At 64.1% G+C, this 23177-nt stretch carries 14 protein-coding genes; 4 read left to right on the plus strand and 10 right to left on the minus strand.

The genetic code is table 11. The features are described 5' to 3' along the window. Positions 1-356 precede the first annotated feature (356 nt). Entirely contained in the window at positions 357-1370 is a 1014-nt protein-coding gene (galE, locus tag ACZO3G_RS10090) for a UDP-glucose 4-epimerase GalE (protein ID WP_276873523.1), read from the plus strand. Positions 1371-1510: 140 nt separating this feature from the next. Continuing rightward, positions 1511-3061, plus strand: coding sequence for a cardiolipin synthase (gene cls, locus ACZO3G_RS10095; RefSeq protein ID WP_101553277.1), 1551 nt, complete (start codon positions 1511-1513; stop codon positions 3059-3061). A 72-nt stretch (positions 3062-3133) separates the two neighbouring features. Here the strand turns inward: cls and ACZO3G_RS10100 are convergent, their stop codons facing one another. From ACZO3G_RS10100 to ACZO3G_RS10110, 3 genes are read right to left on the minus strand one after another with little or no spacing between them, the layout of a single operon-like run. Then, positions 3134-5530 (minus strand): hypothetical protein, encoded by a 2397-nt coding sequence (locus ACZO3G_RS10100; protein ID WP_276873518.1) that lies wholly within the window; start codon positions 5528-5530, stop codon positions 3134-3136. Continuing rightward, positions 5505-6404: an ABC transporter ATP-binding protein gene (locus tag ACZO3G_RS10105; protein ID WP_486847142.1), complete on the minus strand. Its 900-nt coding sequence runs from the start codon at positions 6402-6404 to the stop codon at positions 5505-5507. The genes ACZO3G_RS10100 and ACZO3G_RS10105 overlap by 26 nt, the downstream gene beginning before the upstream one ends. After that, positions 6397-6774, minus strand: coding sequence for a GntR family transcriptional regulator (locus ACZO3G_RS10110; protein ID WP_276873514.1), 378 nt, complete (start codon positions 6772-6774; stop codon positions 6397-6399). Before ACZO3G_RS10110 ends, ACZO3G_RS10105 begins: the two co-directional genes overlap by 8 nt. Positions 6775-7087: 313 nt before the next feature. On the opposite strand from ACZO3G_RS10110, the gene pyk reads away from it, so the two are divergent. After that, complete coding sequence (gene pyk, locus ACZO3G_RS10115; protein WP_276873512.1) at positions 7088-8839, plus strand: pyruvate kinase; 1752 nt, start codon at positions 7088-7090, stop codon at positions 8837-8839. Between the two features lie 63 nt (positions 8840-8902). Continuing rightward, on the plus strand, positions 8903-9817 hold the full coding sequence (locus ACZO3G_RS10120; RefSeq protein WP_101552527.1) for a class B sortase: 915 nt from the start codon (positions 8903-8905) through the stop codon (positions 9815-9817). Positions 9818-9880: 63 nt separating this feature from the next. Here ACZO3G_RS10120 and ACZO3G_RS10125 read toward each other — a convergent pair whose 3' ends face one another. From ACZO3G_RS10125 to ACZO3G_RS10155, 7 genes are all read right to left on the minus strand, one after another. Beyond that, positions 9881-10762, minus strand: a complete 882-nt coding sequence (locus ACZO3G_RS10125) for an N-acetylneuraminate lyase (RefSeq protein WP_158595730.1) — start codon at positions 10760-10762, stop codon at positions 9881-9883. A 55-nt stretch (positions 10763-10817) separates the two neighbouring features. After that, positions 10818-15818, minus strand: coding sequence for an exo-alpha-sialidase (locus ACZO3G_RS10130; RefSeq protein WP_486847144.1), 5001 nt, complete (start codon positions 15816-15818; stop codon positions 10818-10820). Positions 15819-15869: 51 nt separating this feature from the next. Further along, positions 15870-16742, minus strand: coding sequence for a carbohydrate ABC transporter permease (locus tag ACZO3G_RS10135; RefSeq protein ID WP_277138634.1), 873 nt, complete (start codon positions 16740-16742; stop codon positions 15870-15872). Positions 16743-16754: 12 nt separating this feature from the next. Further along, positions 16755-17735 carry an ABC transporter permease gene (locus ACZO3G_RS10140; RefSeq protein ID WP_277138635.1) on the minus strand — a complete coding sequence of 327 codons (981 nt, stop codon included), beginning with the start codon at positions 17733-17735 and terminating at the stop codon, positions 16755-16757. A gap of 78 nt (positions 17736-17813) precedes the next feature. Continuing rightward, entirely contained in the window at positions 17814-19385 is a 1572-nt protein-coding gene (locus ACZO3G_RS10145) for an extracellular solute-binding protein (protein WP_277138636.1), read from the minus strand. Positions 19386-19627: 242 nt separating this feature from the next. Further along, positions 19628-21952, minus strand: coding sequence for a helix-turn-helix domain-containing protein (locus ACZO3G_RS10150; RefSeq protein WP_276872802.1), 2325 nt, complete (start codon positions 21950-21952; stop codon positions 19628-19630). A 28-nt stretch (positions 21953-21980) separates the two neighbouring features. Next, positions 21981-23045, minus strand: a complete 1065-nt coding sequence (locus tag ACZO3G_RS10155) for a GntR family transcriptional regulator (RefSeq protein ID WP_101552544.1) — start codon at positions 23043-23045, stop codon at positions 21981-21983. Positions 23046-23177 lie beyond the last annotated feature (132 nt).

Genomic DNA, 23177 nt, shown 5'->3' on the forward strand with positions numbered 1-23177 from the left:
CTCAAGGGGACTGGCGGAAGTCCCCTTGAGCGCCCTTCTTCCGCCGACTTCTTGGGCGCGCAAGAAGTCGGCCCGCCCGCCGGGGCGGGACCCGGCAATCTATGCCGCCGAAGGCGGCTCCCCTAAAGCGCCCCGGAGGGGCGCAAAAAAGGCCTTCCGTCCGCCGGGCGGAAAATCTAAAAAGAAGCCCCGCCGGGCGCAGCGCGGCAAATCCCCCGGCAGAGCGTCAGTTTTGTTGCGACTTTATGGAGAATTGTTGCATGTTTTATCCAGCGCATTGACAGCGATACCCGCTCCGACTATACTGAAATTACGGAAAATGACATCCATACAGTTATGATAAGGAGTGATCGCACATGTCAATTTTAGTCACCGGAGGCGCCGGCTACATCGGTTCCCACACCTGCGTGGAGCTGCTGAACGCGGGCAAGGAAATCGTTGTGCTGGACAATTTCGTCAACTCCAAGCCCGAGGCCCTCAAACGCATCCGCCAGATTACCGGCAAGGACTTCAAATTCTATGAGGCCGACCTGCTCGACAAAGCCGGGGTGGAGCGGGTGTTCGAGCAGAACCAGATTGACGCGGTCATCCATTTCGCGGGGCTCAAGGCGGTCGGCGAATCCTGCCGCATTCCGCTGCGCTACTATCACAACAACCTCACCGGCACCCTCGTCCTCTGCGAGGTGATGGCGGCGCACGGCTGCAAAAAGATCGTCTTCTCCTCCTCCGCCACCGTCTACGGCATGGAGAATCCCGTCCCCTTCCGCGAGGATATGCCGCTGCCCCACGCGGCCACCAACCCCTACGGTACCACCAAGCTCTATATCGAGCAGATCCTCACCGATCTGTGGAAGGCCGATCCTGCGTGGAGCGTCGCGCTGCTGCGCTACTTCAACCCCATCGGCGCGCACAAAAGCGGCCTGCTCGGCGAGGACCCCAACGGCATCCCCAACAACCTCCTGCCCTACATCGCGCAGGTGGCGACCGGCAAGCTCGAGGACCTGGCCATCTACGGAGACGACTACGAGACGCACGACGGCACCGGCGTGCGCGACTACATCCACGTGGTCGACCTCGCGGTGGGCCATCTGAAGGCGCTCGACTACGTCCTCGACCACACCGGCGTGGAGGCGATCAACCTCGGCACCGGCCATGGCTACTCGGTGCTCGACGTGCTCCACGCCTTCGAGAAGGCCTGCGGCAAGCCGATCAAGCACCACATCGCGCCCCGCCGCCCCGGCGACATCGCCAACTCCTACGCGGACGCTTCCAAGGCGAAGGAGCTGCTCGGATGGACGGCCGAACGGACGCTCGACGACATGTGCGAGGACAACTGGAATTTCAGCAAAAAGAATCCCAACGGGCTTTGAGTCCTTTCCGGGAGGCGGCGAAGGCCGCCTCCCGTTTTTTTGCCCCTTCCGTCATCTTCTTGAACTTTATGGGGAAAACTGCTATGATGTGACTTGTTTGGAATGTGTTGGCCCTGCCGAAAAAAGATCGAGGGATGTTTATGGCAAAGAAAAAACAACAGATGCATGCAAAATCCGTATTCAGCCTGCTTTTCGGCAAGCTGTCCATCGTCATCCTGCTGATGCTGGTCCAGCTGGCGATCCTGCTGGTGGCGATCATCCTGCTGGGCGACCACTTTGTGGCCGTCTACGGATTCCTCACCGCGCTGAGCGTCACGATCGCGGTCTGGCTGGTCAGCAAGGATGAAAACCCCGCCTACAAGCTGGCGTGGATCATTCCCATTTTGATCTTCCCCATCTTCGGCGGGCTTTTCTACCTCATGTTCGGCAACAAGAGCATGCCGAAAAAGCTCGCCCGGCGGATCACGCTGGCTGAGAAGAGCGCCCCCCGCGTGCTGGCGCAGGACGCCTCCTGCGTCGAGGAGCTGCGGGAGGCGGACCCCGGCATGGCCACCCTCTCCGACTATATCCTGCGCACCACCGGATCCCCCCTCTGGAAAAACACCCAGTCGGAATACCTGCCCATCGGCGAAACGATGTGGGCGCGGATGCTCGAGGAGCTGCCCAAGGCCAAACGGTTCATCTTCATGGAGTACTTTATCCTCGAGGAGGGGGTCATGTGGGAGCCGATCTTTCAGATCCTCCGCGAAAAGGCCGCGGAGGGGGTGGACGTGCGCTTCATGTACGATGACCTCGGCTCGATCATGACGCTGCCCGCCAACTACGCCGCCAAGCTGCGCAAGGCGGGCATCAAGTGCGCGCTCTTCAACCCCTTCCAGCCCCACCTCAACTCGATGATGAACTACCGCGACCACCGCAAGATCACCGTGATCGACGGCAACGTGGGGTTCTGCGGCGGCATCAATATCGCCGACGAATACATCAACGACTACGAAAAGCACGGCCACTGGAAGGACACCGGCGTGCTGCTGCGCGGCGACGGCGTGTGGGGGCTGACGGCGATGTTCCTCTCTCTGTGGAATTTCACCGTCCCCACCGACCATGACTTCGCCCGGTACCGCCCCACCCAGCCCCAGCCGTGCGACGGCTTCGTGCAGCCGTTCGGCGATTCTCCGCTCGACCAGATCAACGTCTCGGAGGAGACGTACATGCAGATCATCAACCGCGCCACCCGCTACGTCTACATCACCACCCCCTATCTCATCCTCGACAGCGAGATGATCACCGCGCTGCAGATTGCGGCGCGCAGCGGAGTCGACGTGCGCATCATCACCCCCCACATCCCCGACAAATGGGTCGTGCACCAGACCACCCAGTCCTTCTATCAGCCGCTGCTCAACGCGGGGGTGCGCATCTATGAATACACCCCCGGCTTCGTCCACGCGAAGATGTATGTCTCGGACGATAAGGTCGCGATCGTCGGGACCGCCAACATGGACTACCGCAGCTTCTACCTGCACTTCGAGTGCGGGGTCTGCTTCTACCAGTCGGGCGTCGTGGCCGACGTCCGGGACGACATCGTAAAGACCTTCGGCAAATGCTTTGAAATCCCCCGCGACTACATCAAGCACGTCAAGCTGTGGAAGCGGATCGTGCGCGCCTTCCTGCGCCTCTTCTCGCCCATCATGTAGGCCTTTTCCGGCTTATGCAGAAGCGGGCCGCCTTTACCAGGCGGCCCGCTTCTATTTGCAGGAGGAGACGGTTTATTCTCCGGGGACCCCATAGGGATATGCGATCCGCTGGCGGAGGTCCTCAGGAAGGCGGGAGAGGGGCAGGAGGACCGGCGTTCCGCCCGTCGCGCCCCTGAACCAGAAGTTCGCGCAGACGACCGGCTCGGTCGTGTTCCAGCTCGGCACGGCGGCCGCGGCCAGCGCGGCGATATCCGCCGGGTCCTCGAAGAGGACTTCGCTCGCGCCCGCCATCTGGGCCTGCACGACGGCGTTCCCCCACTCGTCGAGCTCCACGTCCTCCCCCGGCGAGAAGTCCGCCGCCAGCACGTCTGGGTTCTCGGCGTAATACCGCCGGGAGGCTTCGACGTTCTCCTTCAGGTAGTCGTAGTCGTTGGCGGTGAACTCCCCACGCCCCGGGATCACCTGGAGCACCGCGCTGTCCGACGTGGTGAGATACCGTACGCCCGAGCCGGAGACCCCCACCGCGTAGCAGGCGTCCAAGTCAGGTGCGATCTCGTCGAGCACTCCCTTCTCCGCGAGGAAGGCGCGGGTATGCAAGGAGCTCTCCGTCACGAGGAAGCTGCCGCTCGTGGAGGCGCGCGGCGCACCCTCGGGCGGGAGGTCCGCCTCGAACGTCACCCACGCGACGGGCGCGTCCGACGGGTGCAGCAGGTCCTCGGCGGTCTGCGCGAGCAGGTCGGTCCGCACCGCGTCCAGAAGCGCCTGCGAATCGGCGGCCGGCCACGCCTTTTCCACCGTCCAGGCCCCGAAGGGGTCGGAGATCCGCCATTTTTTGACGTCCTGACCCCGGTCGAAGAACGCCGGGTGGGTCTGCGCGAGCAGGTCGGGGCTCGTCTCCAGCGGCGCGAGCAGACGGATCGAGCTGGTGCCCGCGCCCTCGTACCGGCGGGTGAGGGTGCGGCCGTTCTTGAGGGTGTAGGTGATCGTGCTGCCCAGGTGCATGTATTCCTCGCCCGGCTCGAGGGTGATCCCCTCGTAGGGGCGGTACCGCTTGGCGATCACGTCCCGGTGGAACGCCTCCACCGCCGACAGATCCTCCGGCGACGAGAGCAGCACCTCGTTCGTGTAGCCGACGGCCCGGCCGGCTTTGTCCCCGTTATCGGGGAGGCCGGGCTCCACACGGCAGATGCTGACGTCCGCGGCGTAGCGGCCGGTGTAGCCGATCTCCACCGCGGCGACCTCCTCCGGCGCGGGCACGCGGCTTTCATAGCCGAACGCGCCGGTCATCGGGATGAGGGAGACGAGCACGACGCCGGCGACCGTCGCCGCGCCCAGCGGCAGGCTGCGCACGAGCGTCTTGAAGCCGCGGTTGAGGACGACCTCGGCCACCGCGTAGGCGAGCGCGCCGATGAGCGCCGTCCAGAGCAGGAAATCGGTCCGCCCGTGGCTGCCGGAGCAGGCGATCAGCCCGGCGGTCACGCCGCAGACGGCGGTGCCCGCCAGCTTGACCAGCGCCTGCAGGACGCCGCGCGAGGAGGTGGTCTCCGCGACCTCGGTCCTGCGGCGGCGGTAGACGCGCACGGCGGCCAGGAAGATGAGCAGTCCGAGCGCCAGCCAGACGAGCAGCGCGAGGTTCGCGCCCGGCAGGCGGCCCGGCCCGAACAGCCTGATCGGGGAGGAGGCGCCGAGCGTCCCGTCCGCGATGGCGAACCGTTCGATCATCAGCGTCACGGGGGAGAGCCTGGTTACGAAGGTGAGCGCGTCCACCCCCGCGCTCCAGCCGAAGAGAAAGAGCTCTGTGACGGTGAGCCCCAGCGCCGAAAGGACGGGAGCGGCGAGCAGCAGGGTCCCCGACAGCACGAAGGTGTCGAAGACGGTGCCGACGCAGACCGAGACAAAGGTGGTGACCGCGTAGATCGCAAAGCCGCAGATCATCCAGCCGAGCGCGTCGAGCCAGAGGTAGGCGGTCACGTCGGGCAGAAAGCCGAATTTTGCGATCTGCACAGCCATGATGAAGAGGTTGGAGGCGGCCAGCGGAAGCCCGACGATCGTCATGCCCACGGCGGCGTTTGCCGTCAGGAGCGTCCCGCGGGAGACGGGAATCGCGTGGTAGACGTCGGACGCCTTTTTGGAGTGCATGTAGCTGTTGAGCACGAGGGCGAGAATCATGGGCGCGAGCAGCGCGATCATCAGGAAAAAGACGATCGACACGCCCGCGAAGTTGCAGCCGAGGCCCTCGAAGCTGTAGAAATACATCGGGTTTTGGGCGAGCGTTTCGGACGCGTACGCCTGGATGCGGGCGGCCTCGGCCGGGTCCACCCGCTTGAACGCCTCGAGCGCGAAGAGCAGCGGGTAGCAGACCGCCACAAGCGCGGAATAGAGCCAGAGGTAGCCCCGGTTGCGGTGCAGGATGTCCCGGTAGAGCTCGCGGAACCGGCCGGGCTTAGAGGAGGATGTTGTTGTAGTCATATCCGACCGCCTCCATTTCATGAATGAATACCTCCTCGAGGGTGAGCGGGACCCCTTCCGCAAAGACGGCGCCCTGCCGCAGCAGATAGTCCGACGCCTCGGCGGAATTTCCCCGCACGACGAGGGTCACGAGGCTGCCCGTGCGGACCGCCTGCATGATGTTGAGCCCCGCAAGCGCCGCGTCGTCCATCCCCTGCGGGAAGGCTGCGTGCACCTTGCAGAAGCCGAGCTTGAGCTCGTCGAGCTCCCGCTCGAAGAGGATTTTCCCCTGGTGCAGAAGCCCCACATGGTCGCACAGGTCCTCAAGCTCCCGCAGGTTGTGGCTCGTGATCACGACGGTCATCTCCCGCGACGCGATGTCGTCCGACAGGAGCTTCTTCACCGCGCCGCGCATCACCGGATCGAGCCCGTCGAACGCCTCGTCGAGCAGCAGCAGGTCGGGTTCGCAGGAGAGGGCGAGCAGCAGCGCCGCCTGCCGTTTCATCCCCTTGGAAAAGGTGCCGAGTTTCTGGCGGGGGTCCAGGGGGAAAATTGTGCAAAGTTTTTTGTATTTTGTGTCCGAAAACCGTCTATAAATTTGTTTATAGAATGTGGCCATCTCTTCGAGGGTGCTCTGCGGCAGGAAGTACAGGTCGTCCGCGACGAAAAAGATCCGTTCCTTGACCGCGATGTTCTCGTAAACCGGCTCCCCGGCGACCGTGACCTGCCCGCCGTCGGGCATGTAGACCCCCGACGCCAGCCGCAGGAAGGTCGATTTGCCCGACCCGTTGGACCCCACGAGCCCGTAGATCGAGCCTGCGTGGATCTCGGTGTCGAGCGAGGAAAGCGCCGTGAAATCCCCGAAGCACTTCACGAGCGACTGCGCTTTAATCATGGTTCGTTCCCTCCTCATATACCGCTTTGACCGCCCCGAGCGCCTCTTCGCGCGGGATTCCCGCACGCCGGCCCTCCGCGGCGGCCTCCCGGAGCTTTTCCAGCCGCTGCCCGCGCAGCATCCGCGCCGCGGCCGGTCCGGGCGAAACGAAGCTGCCCTTGCCCGCGACGGAGTAGATGACGCCGCTGCGTTCAAGCTCCTGATAGGCCTTCTGCACGGTGTTCGGGTTGACGCCCAGGTCCCTCGCGAGGCTGCGCACGCTCGGCAGCTGCTCGTCGGGCGCGAGCGCCCCCAGCGATACCAGTTCGGAGAGCCCCCGGACCAGCTGTTCATAGATCGGCTGGCGGCTCTGCAAATCAAGCGACAGCACGGTTCCACCCCTTTCGGTCGATTAATCGTATTGTCTGTATTAAAACAATTAGTACAGTTACAGCTTACCACACCCGCCCGGAAAATGCAAGGGGAAATTGCGGCTTTTTCCGAAAGAGGGCGTTTTTAAAGGTTTTATGAATTTTTCCCAATCCATTTGACACCCGTAAAAATGATGGTATACTTTAGGGAGATATGATCTGAAATTGCTTCCTGACGGCGGGCCCGCCGCGCCGGTTTTCCCGGCCGGAAGCCCGCGTGAGCGCTTTTTCGGGCCCCTGTCTTTTCACACTAAATCACGAGGTGGATTGCTTTTGAGGAAAACCAAGATCGTCTGCACCCTCGGCCCCGCGTCCGACAGTGAAGAACGGATTCACAGCCTGATCTGCGCCGGCATGGACGTCGCGCGCTTCAACTTTTCCCACGGCTCCCACGAGAGCCACAAGGCCACCTTCGAGCGGGTCAGCCGCCTGCGCGAAGAGCTGCGCCTGCCCGTCGCCACCCTGCTCGACACCAAGGGCCCGGAGATCCGTCTCGGCGTCTTCAAGGGCGGGAAGGCCGAACTGCACGCGGGCAGCCATTTCACGCTGACCGCCGACGAGTGCGAGGGGGACGAGACGCGCGCGTCGATCACCTTCCCCGGCCTCGCCGAGGACGTGGGCAGGGGGGACACCATCCTGCTCAACGACGGCGCCATCGAATTGCGCGTCACCGGAACCCACGACGGCGCCATCGACACCGAGATTGTCAACGGCGGCGTCATCTCCGACCACAAGGGGGTCAACGTCCCCGGCGTGCGCCTCTCGATGCCCTACATCAGCGAGCGCGACCGTTCGGACATCCTCTTCGGCGCGGAGACCGGCTTCGACTTCATCGCGGCCTCCTTCGTCAGCCGGGCGGAGGACATTCTGGAAATCCGCCAGCTGCTCGAGCGGCAGGGCAACCAGACCATCCGCATCATCGCAAAGATCGAGAACGCGGAAGGGGTCAAAAACATCGACGAGATCCTGCGCGTCTCGGACGGCATCATGGTCGCGCGCGGCGATATGGGCGTGGAGGTCCCCCTTGAGGACGTGCCCGTCTTCCAGAAGCTGCTGATCAAAAAATGCTACAACACCGGCAAGATGGTCATCACCGCCACCCAGATGCTCGAAAGCATGATCCACAGCCCCCGTCCCACCCGCGCCGAGGCCGCCGACGTGGCCAACGCGATCTACGACGGGACGAGCGCGGTGATGCTTTCGGGCGAGACGGCCGCGGGCGACTACCCCGTCGAGGCGGTGCGCACGATGGCGCAGATCGCCGAGCGCGCCGAACGGGACATCGACTACCGCAAACGCTTTTACTCCCGCTCGAACGAGCGGCTCCCCGATATCACCAACGCGATCTCCCACGCCACCTGCACCACCGCCTACGATTTGGGCGCGGCCGCGATCATCACCGTCACCTGGTCGGGCACGACGGCGCGGATGCTCTCCAAGTACCGCCCCGACATCCCGGTCATCGCCTGCACCCATGAGAAGGCCACCTACTGGCAGCTTGCCCTCTCGTGGGGGGTCACGCCCCTGCTCTGCGACGTGAAGGAGAACACCGACGACCTCTTTACCCACGCCGTCGCGAAGTCGAAGGCCGCCGGGTATGTGCACGACGGCGACATCGTGGTCATCACCGCGGGGGTCCCGCTGGGGGTCAACGGCACCACCAACCTGCTCAAGGTCCATGTGGTCGGCGACATCCTCGTCACCGGGCAGGGAGTCAACAAACGGTCGGCCTTCGGCAGGCTGTGCGTCGCCAGGACCGAGGAGGAGGCGCTCAAGAACTTTAACGACGGCGACATCCTCGTCATCCCCCAGACCTCCAACGCGCTGCTGCCCATCCTCAAGAAGGCGTCCGGCATCGTGACCGAGCGGGGGGGCCTCAATTCCCACGCCGCGATCGTCGGCATGGCGCTCGATATCCCCGTCATCGTCTTCGCGGAGAACGCGACCGCGATCCTCAAATCCTCCTCCGTCGTGGAGGTCGACGCCTCGGCCGGTACGGTCAGCAACCGCACCAGGACAGAATAAAACGCTGGCAATGCCCCCCGCGGGGCGTCACGATAAATGAGTCTACGATAAAGGAGTCTGTATATGAAACGCTTACACCTTTCCAACCGTTTGATCGCGCTGTTCCTGGCGATTGCCATGCTGCTCACGATGGCGGCCTGCGGCGAGCGCGCAAAGCCGGGCGAGGACGAGGGTCCCTCCTCCTCCGACGTCTCCTCTCAGCCGAAAGTCCCGGCGTTCATCAACCCCTTGGAGGATGTCGACCTCACCCCTGTCGCGGAACCCGTGGCTCCCGAGGGCGAACTGCTTGAAAAACTCAACAAGGCCTACAACGTCAACAACGACGTCGTCGGCTGGATCCGCGTCCCCGACACCCTGATCGACAACGAGGTGCTTCAGTACGTCTCCACCCCGCCCCAGGCGTCCGACAACCTCTATTACGAGCGTAAGGACATCAACAAGAACTACAGCTTCTACGGCTGCTACTGGGCGGATTATGAGAACAAGATCGGCAACCGCAACGAGCTCTCCCAGAACACGATCATCTACGGGCACAGCATGTCCGACACGATCAGGGACGACCCGGAGCAGGATAAGTTCACCCAGCTGAAAAAATACCTCGACATCGAGTGGGCGAAAAAGCACCCCTACATCTACTTCTCCACCGCCGAGGACGACATGACCTGGAAGGTCTTCGCGGTCTCCTATGTGGACACCAAGCTCTCCTACAACCTGCCCGAGTATAAGGACCAGAACTTCAACGAGCTGATCGCGGAGCTCAAGGACCGCTCCCAGTTCGACATCGACGTCGACGTGACCCCCTCCGACAAGATCCTAATCCTCTCCACCTGTACATATCCGACCGGCTACACCAACAAGGCGATCGACGAGGCCACCAAGTTCCTCATCTGCGCCCGCCTGGTCCGTCCGGGCGAGGCCACTCCCGATACCCTCGAGATGACCGTCAACCCCGACCCCAAGAAGCCGCAGTACAGCTGAACAGCATAATGAAAAAGGGCCCGCAGGCAAAGCCTGCGGGCCCTTTTTGCGTCCCCGTCCGCCTCAGCGGGCGAGGTGGGTCTCGTAAACGCGGCGCAGCTCCGCCTCCCCTTCGGGGGAGAGCGGGGAAAACGGGCGCCTGCATCCGTGGGATTCGATGCCGGAATATTCGAGCAGCTTTTTGACCGATGCGAACACCCCGTGGCGGCAGATGACTTCGATCGCCTCGTTCGCCCTGCGCTGGAAGGCGAGCGCCCGCGCGGGGTCGCCCGCGCGGAACCGGTCGTATACCCCGCGCACAAGCGGGAGCAGGCAGTTGTAGGTGCTGCCCACGCCTCCGTCCGCCCCCGCGGCGAGCCCGGACAGGAGCATCTCGTCAAAGCCGTTCCACACGGTGAGGCCGGGATTGCGGGCCTTGATCCGTTCGAGCTGGAACATGTCCGAGCTGGTGAATTTGATCCCGGCCAGCCGGGAGCTGGATTTGAGCCGTTCGAGGAAGGGTTCGGTCAGCGCGAACCCCGAGAGGTTCGGGAAGTTGTAGACGAACATCGGCAGTCCGCTCCCCGCCATGATCTCGAGGTAGTAGTCCTCGATCTCCCGCTGGGTGAACTTATAGTAGAAGGGGCTGATCGCGGAGACGGCGTCGGCGCCCGCGGCCTCGGCGTGCTGCGCAAAGTCGACCGCCTGCCGGGTGGAGATCGCGCCCACGTGGGAAACGACCAGTTTTTCGCCGTTGTTCTCCTCGAGCACCGCCTCGAGGATCCCCTTGCGCTCCGATTCGGTCAGCAGGAAGGTCTCCGCCGTGCTGCCGCCCACGTAAAATCCGTCGATTCCTTCCGCGATCAGGCGGCGCACCAGCTTTTTGAGTTCCCGGTAATTCACCTCCCCGGTCTCCGTGTAGGGGGTCACCAGCGCCGCGTGCAGGCCCGCGTATTCCTTTTTCATCATGTCGCATCCTTTTTGCCCGGGGCGGCTGTCGCCGCCCCGGGGGTGTGTTTTTTCAGGGCTGTTTCCGTTTCCATTCCAGTCCGGCGACCGCGGCGGCCGCGCAGGCCGCCAGCAGGAGCGCCAGCGCGGGCGCCGCAGGGGCCGCCGCAGGGGCGGCGGCATCCGGCGCGGGCCGCGCCTGCGGAACCGCCGCCTTGACCGCCGCGTCGGGCGCCGCCGTTTCGGGCACCGCGGGAGGCGTGCCCCGCGCCGCGGCGGGCGCGTCGGCCACGTGGACCGTACCGCCCGTGACGGGATTCACACGGCCTTGCGCGGACGCTTCCGGCAGGCTTTCGCCGCCCGTTTCCGCATAGAGCTCCGCGAGATCGCTTAGCGGGTAGAAGACCCTCCCCTTCTCGCGGGGCAGAACGTCGCCGCCGTAGATCACGATGGGGCCGCCGGCGAAGTTTCCGCTGACGACCAGCGTCACGTCGCGTCCGCGCAGCGCGTCCAGCACCGAGCGGGGCATTTCGTCGAATTTGCCCGGGTTCGCTTTGACGACGTCGCCGTCCTTCGCACGGCGGATGGCGTCCGCAAGCCTGCTCCAGTAGGCGTCCGCCTCGCCGCGGGGGGAACCGCCGCCGCCCGACCCGCCGCGTCCCGGCTTTCCGCCGGGAGCCGGCGGCGTATCGGCGGACCTCTTCTGTGCGAAGAGCCAGCCCGGCAGCTCCGGCTCGTTATAGGCGTTAAACCAGCAGCTGTGGCCCACGCCGGGATATTCGGTGTAGCGCGCCTCTCCGCCCGCCGCCCGCAGGGCCTCCGTCATTTCGCGGGAGCCGGCAGCCGGCACGGTCGGGTCCGCGTCGCCGTGGAACGCCCAGACGGGCAGGTTTTTCAGGAGCGCCGCCTCCTCCGGGTCGCCCGCGCCGCAGATGGGGACCGCCGCGGCGAAGAGGTCCGGGCTGCGCATCGCCATGTCCCACACGCCGTAGCCGCCCATCGAAATCCCGACCAGGTAGAGCCGGTCCCTGTCGACGCGGTAGTCGCCGCAGAGTTTTTCGAGCAGCTCCTCAACCGCCTGCATCGAGGCGCTCTCCGGGGTCTCCGACAGGTCGTAGGAGCCGTCCGCCCACGGGGTGTTCACCCACTGGCTGTCCGTACCGATCTGCGGGGCGACCATGATGCAGTCGTAGTCCACATCCTGCCTGTCGAGGATCTTCTGGAAGACGCCCGCCTCGGCAAGCTGCTTTTCGTTGTCGGTTCCGCGCGCGCCCGCCCCGTGCAGGAAGAGGACGAGCGGGTAGGTCCTGTCCGCGCTGTAATCCTCGGGCAGGATGAGCCGGTAGGGCAGCGTCGTCCCCGCCGAGTCGGTAAAGCTCCCGCGCGAGGCGGCCTCATCGGCGCTGCGCACGCCCTTGAGCGCCAGAATCTCCCCGGCGGACAGGGCGTAGTTATAGAGGCGCACCTCGTCCATCGCGCCCTTAAACTCCCGCGTTGCGCTGCCGTTATTTTTGCTCATGCCGATGCGCAGGATGTTCTCCCCGTTGACGTCGTACTGCCGGTCCTTCGGCTTGGAGGCGGAGAGCTTCCCATCGATGTAGATCTCCTGCGCCTGCGCGCGGTTGACGATCGCGAGATGGGTCCAGCGGCCGGCCCTGATCTTTTCCGCCGCGTTCAGCGTGGACTCCTCGGCGCCGTTCCCGATGTTGAACTGGAGGGTGCCGCTATTGAGGCGCACCCACCACTGTTTCGCACCCGCCGTATATCCGCCGTACCAGAAGAGCAGCTTCTGGTCGGTGAGGTCGCTCGGCTTGACCCAGAGGGAGGCGGTGAATTCGCCCTCCCCGAAGTCCCCGCCCAGCGGCTCGTTGACGTCGAGGAAGCTCCCGCTGCCGCCGCAGGCGAGCCCGCTGCCGTACCGCCCGTCCGCGGTGATGGAGACGTTGCGCGCGGCGGCGCTGTTGCCCAGGCCCGAGAGGTCGGGGACCATGCCGCCCGAAAGCCGCTCCATGTCGTAGTGGAGGATCAGGGCGTCCTCCGGGACCTTCCCGTCCCGGAGAACGGTGAAGGTGTACCCGACGGTCCTGCCGCCCGCGCGGACTTCAACGGAGACCGGCGTGCGCAGGCCGGTAAGCTCCGCGCGGAAGCTGTCCCCCGGAAGGACCTCCCCGTTGACGGCGATTTCCGCCGCCCCGTCAAAGGGGACGAACCGGATGTCGAGCGCCGCCGTCCCCTCCGCCACACGCACCTGATAGTCGTTGACAAGCGGACTGAACGCCGGCTCGATCTCCGCCTGCGGCTCAAAGGAGACCGCCTTGAGGCTGGCCTTGTTGTCCGCCTCGAGCCAGTCGAGGGAAAAGCGCAGCAGCTTCAGGGTGAAATTTCCGCCCGGGGAGTTCTCCGCCAGCACGCAGACCGTGCCGTCCTCGTCCACCGTGATATCGGAATACCCGCCGTCCTTTGCGAGGATGGTCCGCTTGGCAGACCAGGTCCTGCCGTCGTCATAGCTCGCCTTGACGGTGATGTTGGAGCGGGAGCTCGTGCTCTCGGCGTTGACAAAGAGGATGGTGCCGCTGTCGTAGCGCACGAGGCTGCCAAAGCAGGTGGGGTCGGGCAGCGCGTCGTCGAAGCGGGGCTCGCTCCAGCCGTCGTAGCCGTTGGGGCTTACGGTGATCGACCGCCGTTTGGCGGGAGAAACGTTGCGCATGTTGAGCATGACGCTGCCGTCGCTCAGCTCGACCGCCGTCGTCTCGTTGGGGTCGGACATCTCCCCGGTGGGATGGACCAGCTCGCCGAGCTGCCAGCTTCCGCCGGCGTCGGTGCTGTAAAGGGTGGTCACCACCGCCGGATGGTGGGACATGTCCGCCTCGCCCGACTCCTTGAGCACCAGCCAGACGGGCACGAGCAGCGTGCCGTCGCGCAGCTCGATGCCGTGGCCGGGGCCGGTGGCGATGACGTTGCGGATCTCCGGGCTCGTCATGTCGGAGATCTCCTCCGGCTCGCTCCAGCTCACCCCGTCGTCGTCACTGCGGCGGTAGAAGACGCCTCCGTTGGACGACTCCACGCCGTACATGACGCAGTAGAGCAGATGCACCGTGCCGTCCCGCGACGCGATCATGACGGGGTTATTCACCGTCTTGCCCGCCTGGGAACCCGCGGCGAGCATCTGCGATTCGCTCCAGGTGTTGCCGCCGTCGGTGCTGCGCTTCATCAGCACGTCCATCGGCGCCCAGTCGCCCGCATTTTTACGCGCCTCGGTGTAGGCGAGCAGCGTCCCGGCGGCGGTGGTCACGATGCCGGGGATGCGGAAGTGGCCGTACCCCTCGGCGCCCGCCTGCCAGACGACGCTCTCCCCGAGCTTGTTGGAGGCCGGGTCGAAGGGGGTGGAGGCCGTCACCGACGGACCGTCGGAGCTGTAGCCGTTCGCATTGCCCGCCTCCACCTTGAAGAGGTAGGAGGTGCTCTCCTCGAGGCCGGTAAAGGTATAGGAGGCCGCCGCGCCGTCCACCTCCCCCGCCAGCTTCCCGTCGGCGTAAAGGCGGTAGCCGTCGACCGCCATCCGCGGGGCGTCCCACTCGACGGAAATCCGGTCTTCAAGCACCTCGGTTACCCGCAGTTTCTCCCGCTTGCTCCAGATCGGCACCGAGTCCGCCGGCACCTCGTAGGCGAGGGTCACATATTCGAGGAACGCCTCGGTCGGCTGTCCAGGCGTGCCCTGGCTCCAAAACTGGATCAGGTCGCCGTTCTTGTCCTTCTGCAGTGTGATGTCGCACTTGTAGTCGTCGTCGATGTAGAGCTTGGCGGTGGGGTTGTCGCTCTTCTCGACCTCAAAGCGGTAGACATGCCAGTCGTTCCCCGCCTCAAAGGAATAATGGCCGCCCCAGGTGCTCCCGCCGCCGCAGAAGCGCAGTTCCGTCTCCTCGATGCTGAACATGAGGCGGTAGGTGTCGTCGATCGCGATTTTGCTGGCGAGGGTGCTCTTGTTCGAAGTCACTTCGCCCGTGCCGAACCGCCCCACGCGCGCCTTGAATTCCAGCACATGCTTCTGCGGGACCGCGGTCTCGAGGCCGATGATCGAGTTCGGCTGGTTCGTGCTGGCCAGCCGGAGCGCCGGCCCGTCGGTGACCTCGACCGTGCCGCTTGAAGACCACGCGTACTCCTTTCCGAAGTCGGCGAAATGCTCGTCCACATATTTGAAGAGCTCCCCGGATTCCTGCGGCGCGCCGCCGCCCGTCACCCGCAGGTACTCCACGCCCGCGACCGACGGGCTGTCCGCCGTCCCGTTCACCCAGAATTCGAGGACGGGTTCATTGCCGTCCTCCTGGAAGGCGATCTCCGTTATTTGGCGGTCGTCCACATAGAGCTTCGCCGAGGGGGTCTCCCCGGTCCGGTCCACCTTGAACCGGTAGGTATGCCAGTCGGTGCCCGCCGCAAAAGCGGAGGAACCGGCCCACGTCCCCTCCGGCGTGCAGTACCGGAGCTGATCCTCGTTGATCTTGAACATCAGCCGCCTTCCCCCCAGGGCCAGCTTGAAGGAAAGGTTGGCGCTGCCGGAGGTGTATTGCTCCACCCGGGCCCTGAATTCCACCGTGTAGCGGTCGGCGTCCAGGGTGCGGAACAGCTGCGCCTGAACGTTTACGCCCGTCGCGCCGGTCAGCAGGAGGCCTCCCTCCGGCCCCACCGCCGCGTTGCCGGCGAACGACCACTCCCCGGCCAGGCCGTCGGGGGAAAAGCTCTCGTCGAGCAGTGTCTCCCCGGAAACAGCCGCGTTCCGGGCGCGCACCGCCGAGGCGGCGACGAACCCTTCCGGCAGCGCGTCCGGATCGACGGGCGCGTCCGGGTCGGTGGGCGCGTCCGGGTCGGTTGGCGCGTCCGGGTCGACGGGCGCGTCCAGGTCGACGGGCGCGTCCGGGTCAACGGGCGCGTCCGGGTCGACGGGCGCGTCCGGAACCGCGGAATCCGCGGATTCGGACCGCGCGGCAGGCGCGGAGAGGTCCTCCTGCGCCCACACCGGCCCGGCGCCCATGGTGCAGACCATGAGCACCGCAAGCAGCAGGGACAGTCCTCTTTTCATCCTTTTCTCTCTCATGCTCGGTTCTCCTTCTCTCCTCACGCGTTTACATGCTTACTCTTTCACGCTTCCGACAAGGAAGCCCTTGGCAAAGTATTTCTGTACGAAGGGGTAGATGCAGAGGATGGGGACGACGCTGACGATGATGACCGCGCATTTGACCGTCTCTGCCGGGGGCATGTTGGCCAGCGGCAGGGCGAGGTCGGAACCGCTCGCGTTGAGGATGATGCCGCGCATGATGTTTTGCAGCGGCAGCTTGGCGTTGTCCACGATGAACAGCGAGGAATAGAACCACTCGTTCCAGTGCCAAACGGCGTACATCATCCCCACCGTCGCGATCGACGGCAGGCTCAGCGGCAGCACGATCCGCCGGAAGAGCTGGAACTGGTTGCAGCCGTCAATCATGGCGGCCTCCTCCAGGCCGGGCGGGAGCTGCTGGTAGAACGCCTTCATGATGAAGATGTACACCGAATTGATCGCGAAGGGCAGGATCATCGACCAGAAGCTGTCGTAGAGCCCCACCCCCTTCACGAGCAGAAAGAGCGGCACGAGCGGCACCGGGAAGACGATCGCCACATTGATCAGCGCGATGACCAGCCTGCGGCCGGGCAGGTCGTTTTTCGAGAGCGCGTAAGCCATCGTGCAGGTGAAAAGCAGCTGGGTGGCAGTGCCCGCGACCACGCGCATAATGGTGACGCCATAGGCGTTGAAGATGCTCGATCCCTTGGAGAGGATCATCCGGTAGGCCGCCGCGTCGAACACCTCGGGGATCAGGATAAAGGTCCCCCGGCGGGAAATCTCGTCCTGCGACAGGAAGGACTGCATGAGGACGATGAACATCGGCAGCAAAAAGCAGACGCAGAGCAGGACCAGCAGGGTGATGTTGACCACTGTAAAGACTTTTTCGCCCGTGCTCTTGCAGGCCATACGATCACTCCTTTACGAATACATATTCTGCTGGCCCATCTTGTTGGCGATAAAGTTGGTGATCATGACCAGCATAAACCCGATCACCGATTTGAAGAGGTTGACGGCGGTGGCATAGGAATACCGGAACTCGGTGAGCCCCGCCCGGTAGACGTAGGTGTCGAGGATGTCGCTCACCTTGTAGACGCTGGGCGAATAGAGCAGCAGCGTCTCCTCCCAGCCCTCGTTCATGATGACGCCAATGCGCATGATGAACATGATCGTAATCGCAAAGCTGATGCAGGGCAGGGTGATCCTGGTGATCTGCTTGATCTTTCCGGCGCCGTCGAGCGCGGCCGCCTCGTAGAGCTGCGGGTCGATGCCGGACATCGCGGCGATATACACGATCGAGCTCCAGCCGATATTCTTCCACGCGATGGCCCCCAGCAGGATCTGCCGGAACCAGTGCACGTCGGTGACATAGTAGCTCGGGACGCCGCCGAAGTGCGCCACAATGGCGGGAACGATTCCCCCGTTGGTGGAAAAGAGGGTGAACACAAGCCCCGCCAGCACGACGTTGGAGACGAAATAGGGCATGTAGGACACCGTCTGCACAAAGGTCTTGAAAAATTTACTGCGCACCTCGTTGAGGAGCAGCGCCAGCAGGATGGGCAGGGTGAACTCGACGAGCAGGCGCAGGACCGCCAGAATCACCGTGTTGCCGAACACGTTCCAGAAGTAATAGGAATTCAAAAACTCCTGAAAGTGCCGAAACCCCACCCATTCGCCGGTGAACATCGCCGACAGCCCCTCGAAGGGGGCCAGGTCCTTAAAGGCGATCATATACCCCGCGAGCGGGATATACCGGAAAACCAGAAAGTACAGGAGTCCGGGCAGCAGGAACAGGTATAACATCTTGTATTTCCACATCTTTGCGGGCAGCCCCCGCCTTGCGGGGACGCCGCCCTTTTTCCCCGCGGCGGGGCGCGGCAGTACCGCCGGCTGATTTCGCACGCTGATCCCTCCTATAGCCGGGAAGGCGGCGGGGGCCCGCGCCCCCGTCCGTCTCCCGCGGGCCGGCTTTCCGGCCGTCTATTTTACCTGTTCAAAATACATCTCGGTGTAGGCGTCGATCCAGTCCTGCATGCCCGCGTCGTAGAGCTCCTGCACGAACTGGTCGTACTCGTCGATCGGGCGGGTGCCCATGATGAAGTTGATCGTCTCCTCCTCGAGCATCCTCGAGATGTCCGAGGCGCCGGGGACTCTGGCCTTGATGACCGCCGGGTCGTAGACGATGCCCGAATCAAACGGGATCTTGCCGCGCTTGAGGTCGGTGTGCTCGTTGGTCAGATATTCCTGGTGACGGGCCTGCTGGGGGTTGTCGCCCGAGACGGCGGTCTCCATCGGGAGCCCGATCGCAAAGGCGTATTCCGCGTAGTACCCGGTCTTTTCGCCGATCGTCTCGTAGATGTGGGCGTCCTTGTCCTTCCACTTCCAGAACATCCCCTCGGGGCCGTACCAGGTGACCATATGGTTGGCGGGATCGCTGTAGATGAAGTTGAGCATGTCGATGACCGCCTCGGGATGCTCGCACTTGGCGGAGATGAGCGCGCCGGTGGTGGAGGCGGGCATGGCGGTCTCCGCCTTGCCGGACGGTCCCTCGAGTCCGTCGTGCTGGTAGTCGTAATTCGCCTCGGGGAAGGTCTTCTGCAGGTCGTAGAGGGAGAGGGTGATGTTGGAGTACCACACCGCCGCGGAGCCGACCTTGCCCTGCTTGACGATCTCGCGGATCTTATCCTTGCTCAGCGAGGCGAATTCGGGATACATGTAGCCCTTCGTGTACCACTCGTTCATCTTGGCGAGGAAATCCTTGAAGCCGGGCTGCAGCTCGGCGGGTTTGATCTTGTTGTCGGTGGGGTCGAGCCAGTTGCTGTAGCCATACTCGGTGAACGCGCCGAGGAAAGAGTTGTGCAGCCCCTTGGAGGAGTGCTTGCCCGCGATGTCCGCCAGCAGCGGGATGGTGCCCTCGCCGCCCGTGCCGTTCTCCTTGAAGGTGCGCAGGACGTTGTCCAGTTCATCGATCGTCCTGGGCATCTCCAGGTTTTCCTTCTCCAGCCAGTCGGTCCGGATCCAGGTCGGGTTGCCGAGGTTGGGCGTGCTGCGCGGCACGCCGTAGATGTTCCCCTCCTTGTCGGTCATGGCCTTCCACGCCTCTTCCGGCCATGCCTTCACGATGTCCTGTCCCTTGCCGTCAAGGTAGCTGTTGATCGGGACGATGACCTTTTTGCTCGCGTATTCCGACCAGTCCCCCCAGAAGAGGTCGACCTGGTCGCCGCCGGCGAGCAGGAGGTTGAGCTTTTCCGTCTCGTTGCCCGCGGGCGGCACGATCACCTGAACGTCGTAGCCGGTGTTTTCCAGCATCCACTGGTGAATCTGCTCCATGATCGCGGGGTCGGCGCCCGCCTCGGAGCCCGCGCCCGCGATCGAGCCGCTGTTGTTGTAGACGACGATCTTGACGGGGGCCTGGGCGCCTTCTTCCGCCGGGGCGCCGGGAGCGGCGCTGTCCACATCGGGCGCGGGAGCGGGGCTTTCGCCGCCGCAGCCGGTCAGGCTGCCCGCCAGCATCATCGCGGCGATGGCGGCTGCAAGAATCCTTCTCTTCATTTCTCTTTTCCTCCCATTTCATTGAAGTCGGTTTTCGTGCGGCCGGGTCCCGGCCACACCCCGAGTATAAAAAGGAAGCCGCTGTTTTGAAAGGGCGGCATTTTGACTAATTCCATCAAAAAACCTACAAAGTCAAAAATGAATAGATAAAAATGCTATATTTATCGTTTTCGCCACGAAAATTTTGTCCAATATATGTAAAACCGCCCCGCCGCTTACGCGGCGGGGCGGTTTTCCGGCGCCTACCGGCCCTGGTTCATCCTGCGGTAATCGCCGGGGGTCACCCCCGTGGCGTCCTTGAAGACCTTGATGAAATAGTTGATGTTGGAGTAGCCGAGCCGTTCGCAGACCTCCTTGATTTTGAGGTTGCTCCCCGTGAGCAGCTCCTTCGCCTTTTCCACCCGCATCCCGGTCAGGTAGTCCATGAACTTGACGCCCGTCTCCTTTTTGAAAATCCGGCTGACGTAGGCGGGGTTGAGGTTGAGCTGCTGCGCGACCGATTCCAGCGTGGTGTTCTGGCTGCAGTCCGCGCGGATGATCGCCAGGACCTGTTCCACACGCGCGTCGCTTTTTTTGGTGGCGAGGGTGCCCAGGCAGTCGGCCGTGGCCGTGAGCACCCCGTCGAACCACTTGAGCGCCGCGCCGATCCCGTCGAGCCGGAGCAGCTCGTCGTAAAGGTTCCGGGTGTCCCCGTACACCCTGCCGGGCGGCACGCCCGCCGCGTTGACGAGCTTGACGACACTGGTGAGCACGTCCATGTAAAGGCTTTGCACCTGCCGGTATTCGAGCGGGTCGTTCTCCTGCATGAGCTCCTTGAGCAGCTCCCGGAAGGCCCGGCAGGCCTTCTCCCCCTCCCCCGACTGGAGCGCGTCGAGGATCTTGTCGATGCGGTCCTGGCTGTAGCGGAGGACCCCCTTTTCTCCGGCGGGCGCGTCCGCGAAGAGCACGCCGTCCTCATCCGAGAGTTCCCGGCGCAGCAGGGCACGTTCGGCCTCCAGATAGGCCCGGCGCAGCTCTCCCACCTCGCCGATCTGTCCGCTGAGCACGACGGTGCAGGGGATCTGCGCCGCGCGCGCCAGCTCCCGGCGCATCCCCTCGAGCTTATCCATCAGCTGCGCGGTATCGCCCTCCGCCGCGTTGAGCAGCGCGACCACCTTTCCGTCCTCCATCTCCGCCAGTTCAAACGGGTAGGGGCGGAGATTGTCCAGCAGGTAGCTGAGCAGCAGGTCCTTTTTGATGCTCAGCGGGCCGAACCGGTCCCCCTCCTCCAGCGCGTCGTAGGAAAAGAGCACGATCCGCAGGCTGCGGTCGTCCAGCCCGATGTTCAGCAGCTTGAACTGCCGCCGCACCTCCTCCTCCGAGTAGTCGTTGCGGCGCAGCAGGGAGATCAAAAAACGCCGCCGGTGCACCGGCAGACTGTTCTGCAGGCGTTCGACAAGGTCCATCTCATTCATCTTGAGTTCCTCAAAGACGCCGGCCAGCCCGTCGAATTCGTTTTTCCAACCCGATTTCCGGGGGCTTTCCCCCACGATCTCCATCAGCCTCTCGATGGGGGAATACAGCCTGCGGGAGGCGACCGCCGCCGCCAGGATCACGCAGGCCGTCACTCCCGCGAGGCTCAGCAGGAACACCATCTGCAGCGCCTCGACCCCCTGGTAGAGCTGCTGGACGTCCGAGACCATGACAAAGTTCCAGCCGAGCTTGTCCGACTCGAGATAGCTCAGCAGGTAGCGTTTCCTGCCCAGCTTTCCCGAATCCCAGTGGTACTGCCCGTCCCTGAACGCGTCGACGCGCTCCCTTTGGATCAGCTGCTGCAGTTCCGGATACCGGTAATCCTTCAGCAGGAGCTCCCCCTCCCCCGAATAGGCGAAGAGGCTGTCGGTCCCCTTCCGCTCGATCTTCAGCACGATCTGGTCGTAGAACTTGCGCGCGTCGATGTTGACCGCCATGAGGTTCATCTCGTTGTAGTAGGAGCGGAAAACGAGCGTGATCACCTGCTGGTTTCCCTTATAGGGAAAATCAACCGTCCGCGTGTCCATGACCGCCGGGGAGATGAAGGCCTGGTCCGCGTAGCCGAACCACTCCTTGTCGAAGAAATCCGCCATGCCGTACTGCAGGCCCGCCGACGAGTAGACAAGCCCCTTGCCCGAATCGCAGAAGTAGATCGAGTCGATAAAGGCGTTCGTCAGTTCAAAGCTCCGGAGCTGTTCAAGCATCCGCGCCTTTGCCTCGAGGTAGCGGGCGGTCCCCCGGAGGTTTTCCCCGACCTCGAGGGAGGAGATCAGCTTCTCCATGCCCTTGCCGTCGGTAAACGTCTCAAAGGTTTTGAAGGAGGAGTCGAGGATCGTCTGCCTTCCGCTGTCCTCGATCTGGCTGAAGACCACCTCCATCGCGTTGAGGGTCTGGCCCAGATAGTTCTGGCTGAACAGCGCCATCTGCCGGGACATGTTCTGCCGGGCGTTCCCAAAGAGGATCGCCCCGAGCACCAGCGGCGGGATGGTTGCGATCACGAGCAGGCAGCAGGTCAGCCGGACGAAATACCGGCCTCCCGCGCGCGGCAGTTTCATACTCCACACACCCCTTCCGTTTTCCGTTTCACCCGGGCGTACTCTCCCGGACGATCAGGGAGGGCTCGACCACCACCGACCGCCGCCGGGCGGATTCGTCCCCCTCCGTCATGGCGCAGATGAGCTCCGCCGCCCGCCGCCCGACCTCGTATGTCCGGAAGTCCACCGTCGTCAGCTTGGGGCGGAAGCTCTCGCAGAGGGGCGTGTTGTCGTATCCGACCACCGCGAGCTCCCGCCCGACCTTCCGGCCCAGCCGGGCGGCGGCGTCGTAGACGACGCAGGCGGCCGCGTCGTTGAAGCAGAAAACCCCGTCCGCCCGACGCTGCAGCAGGCGGGTCACCGCCCTTAACGCGTTCTCGGGTTCGCCGGGCGCGCAGGCGAAGCTCACCAGCGACGGGTCCTGCTCCAGCCCGTTCTCCGCGAGCGCCGCCAGATAGCCCTGGTACCGCTCGGCCGAGGTCTGGTAGATGGGCGGGGAGACATAGGCGATCCGCCGCCGCCCCGTGCGCACGAGGTGGCGCACCGCCAGCTTTCCTCCGAGGAAATTGTCCGACTTGACGACCGGCGCCTGGATGCCGGGGACCTCCCGGTTGCAGAGCACCAGCGGCACCCTCCGTTCGAGGATCCGCATGAGCGGGCGCAGGTCCGTGCCCTCGTAGACCGCGGGGATCAGGATGATGCCGTCCGTCCCGCCCTCCAAAAACCGCTCGAGGCAGGCGGTCTGCCGCCGCACGCTGTTGTCGGTGTTGCTGAGGATTACGTCGATCCCCCGGTCGCCCGCCGCGTCCTGGATCCCGCGGATGATCCCCGGATAGGTGTCGTGCTGAATGTCGGGGATGACCACCGCCCACCTGCGCCCGCCCTCCGCATGGTGCGCGGCGGGCAGCCGTCCCGTCGTATAGGTGCCGCTTTTGTCGCGGGCGTAGAGCAGGCCCTCGCCGATCAGCTCGGAGACCGCGCGCTCGATCGTGGTGCGGTTGACCCCGAAGCGCTCCGCCAGCGCCGCGCGGGAGGGCAGTCTCTGCCCGGGCGGAGAGCCGGCGAGCTCCTCTATGAGCAGTTCCTTGACATGGTCGTACAGCCGTCTCTCCATGATCTGTCCCCCTCAATAATATCTAGACGGTCTAGATTCAAGAAAAGTCTACCATCCTTCCCGCGCGCCTGTCAATCCATCCGCGGACCGGTTTGTGGCATCTCACAATCCCGCGGGGCCGCTTTTGTGGGG

Source organism: Anaerotruncus sp., from assembly GCF_057433415.1.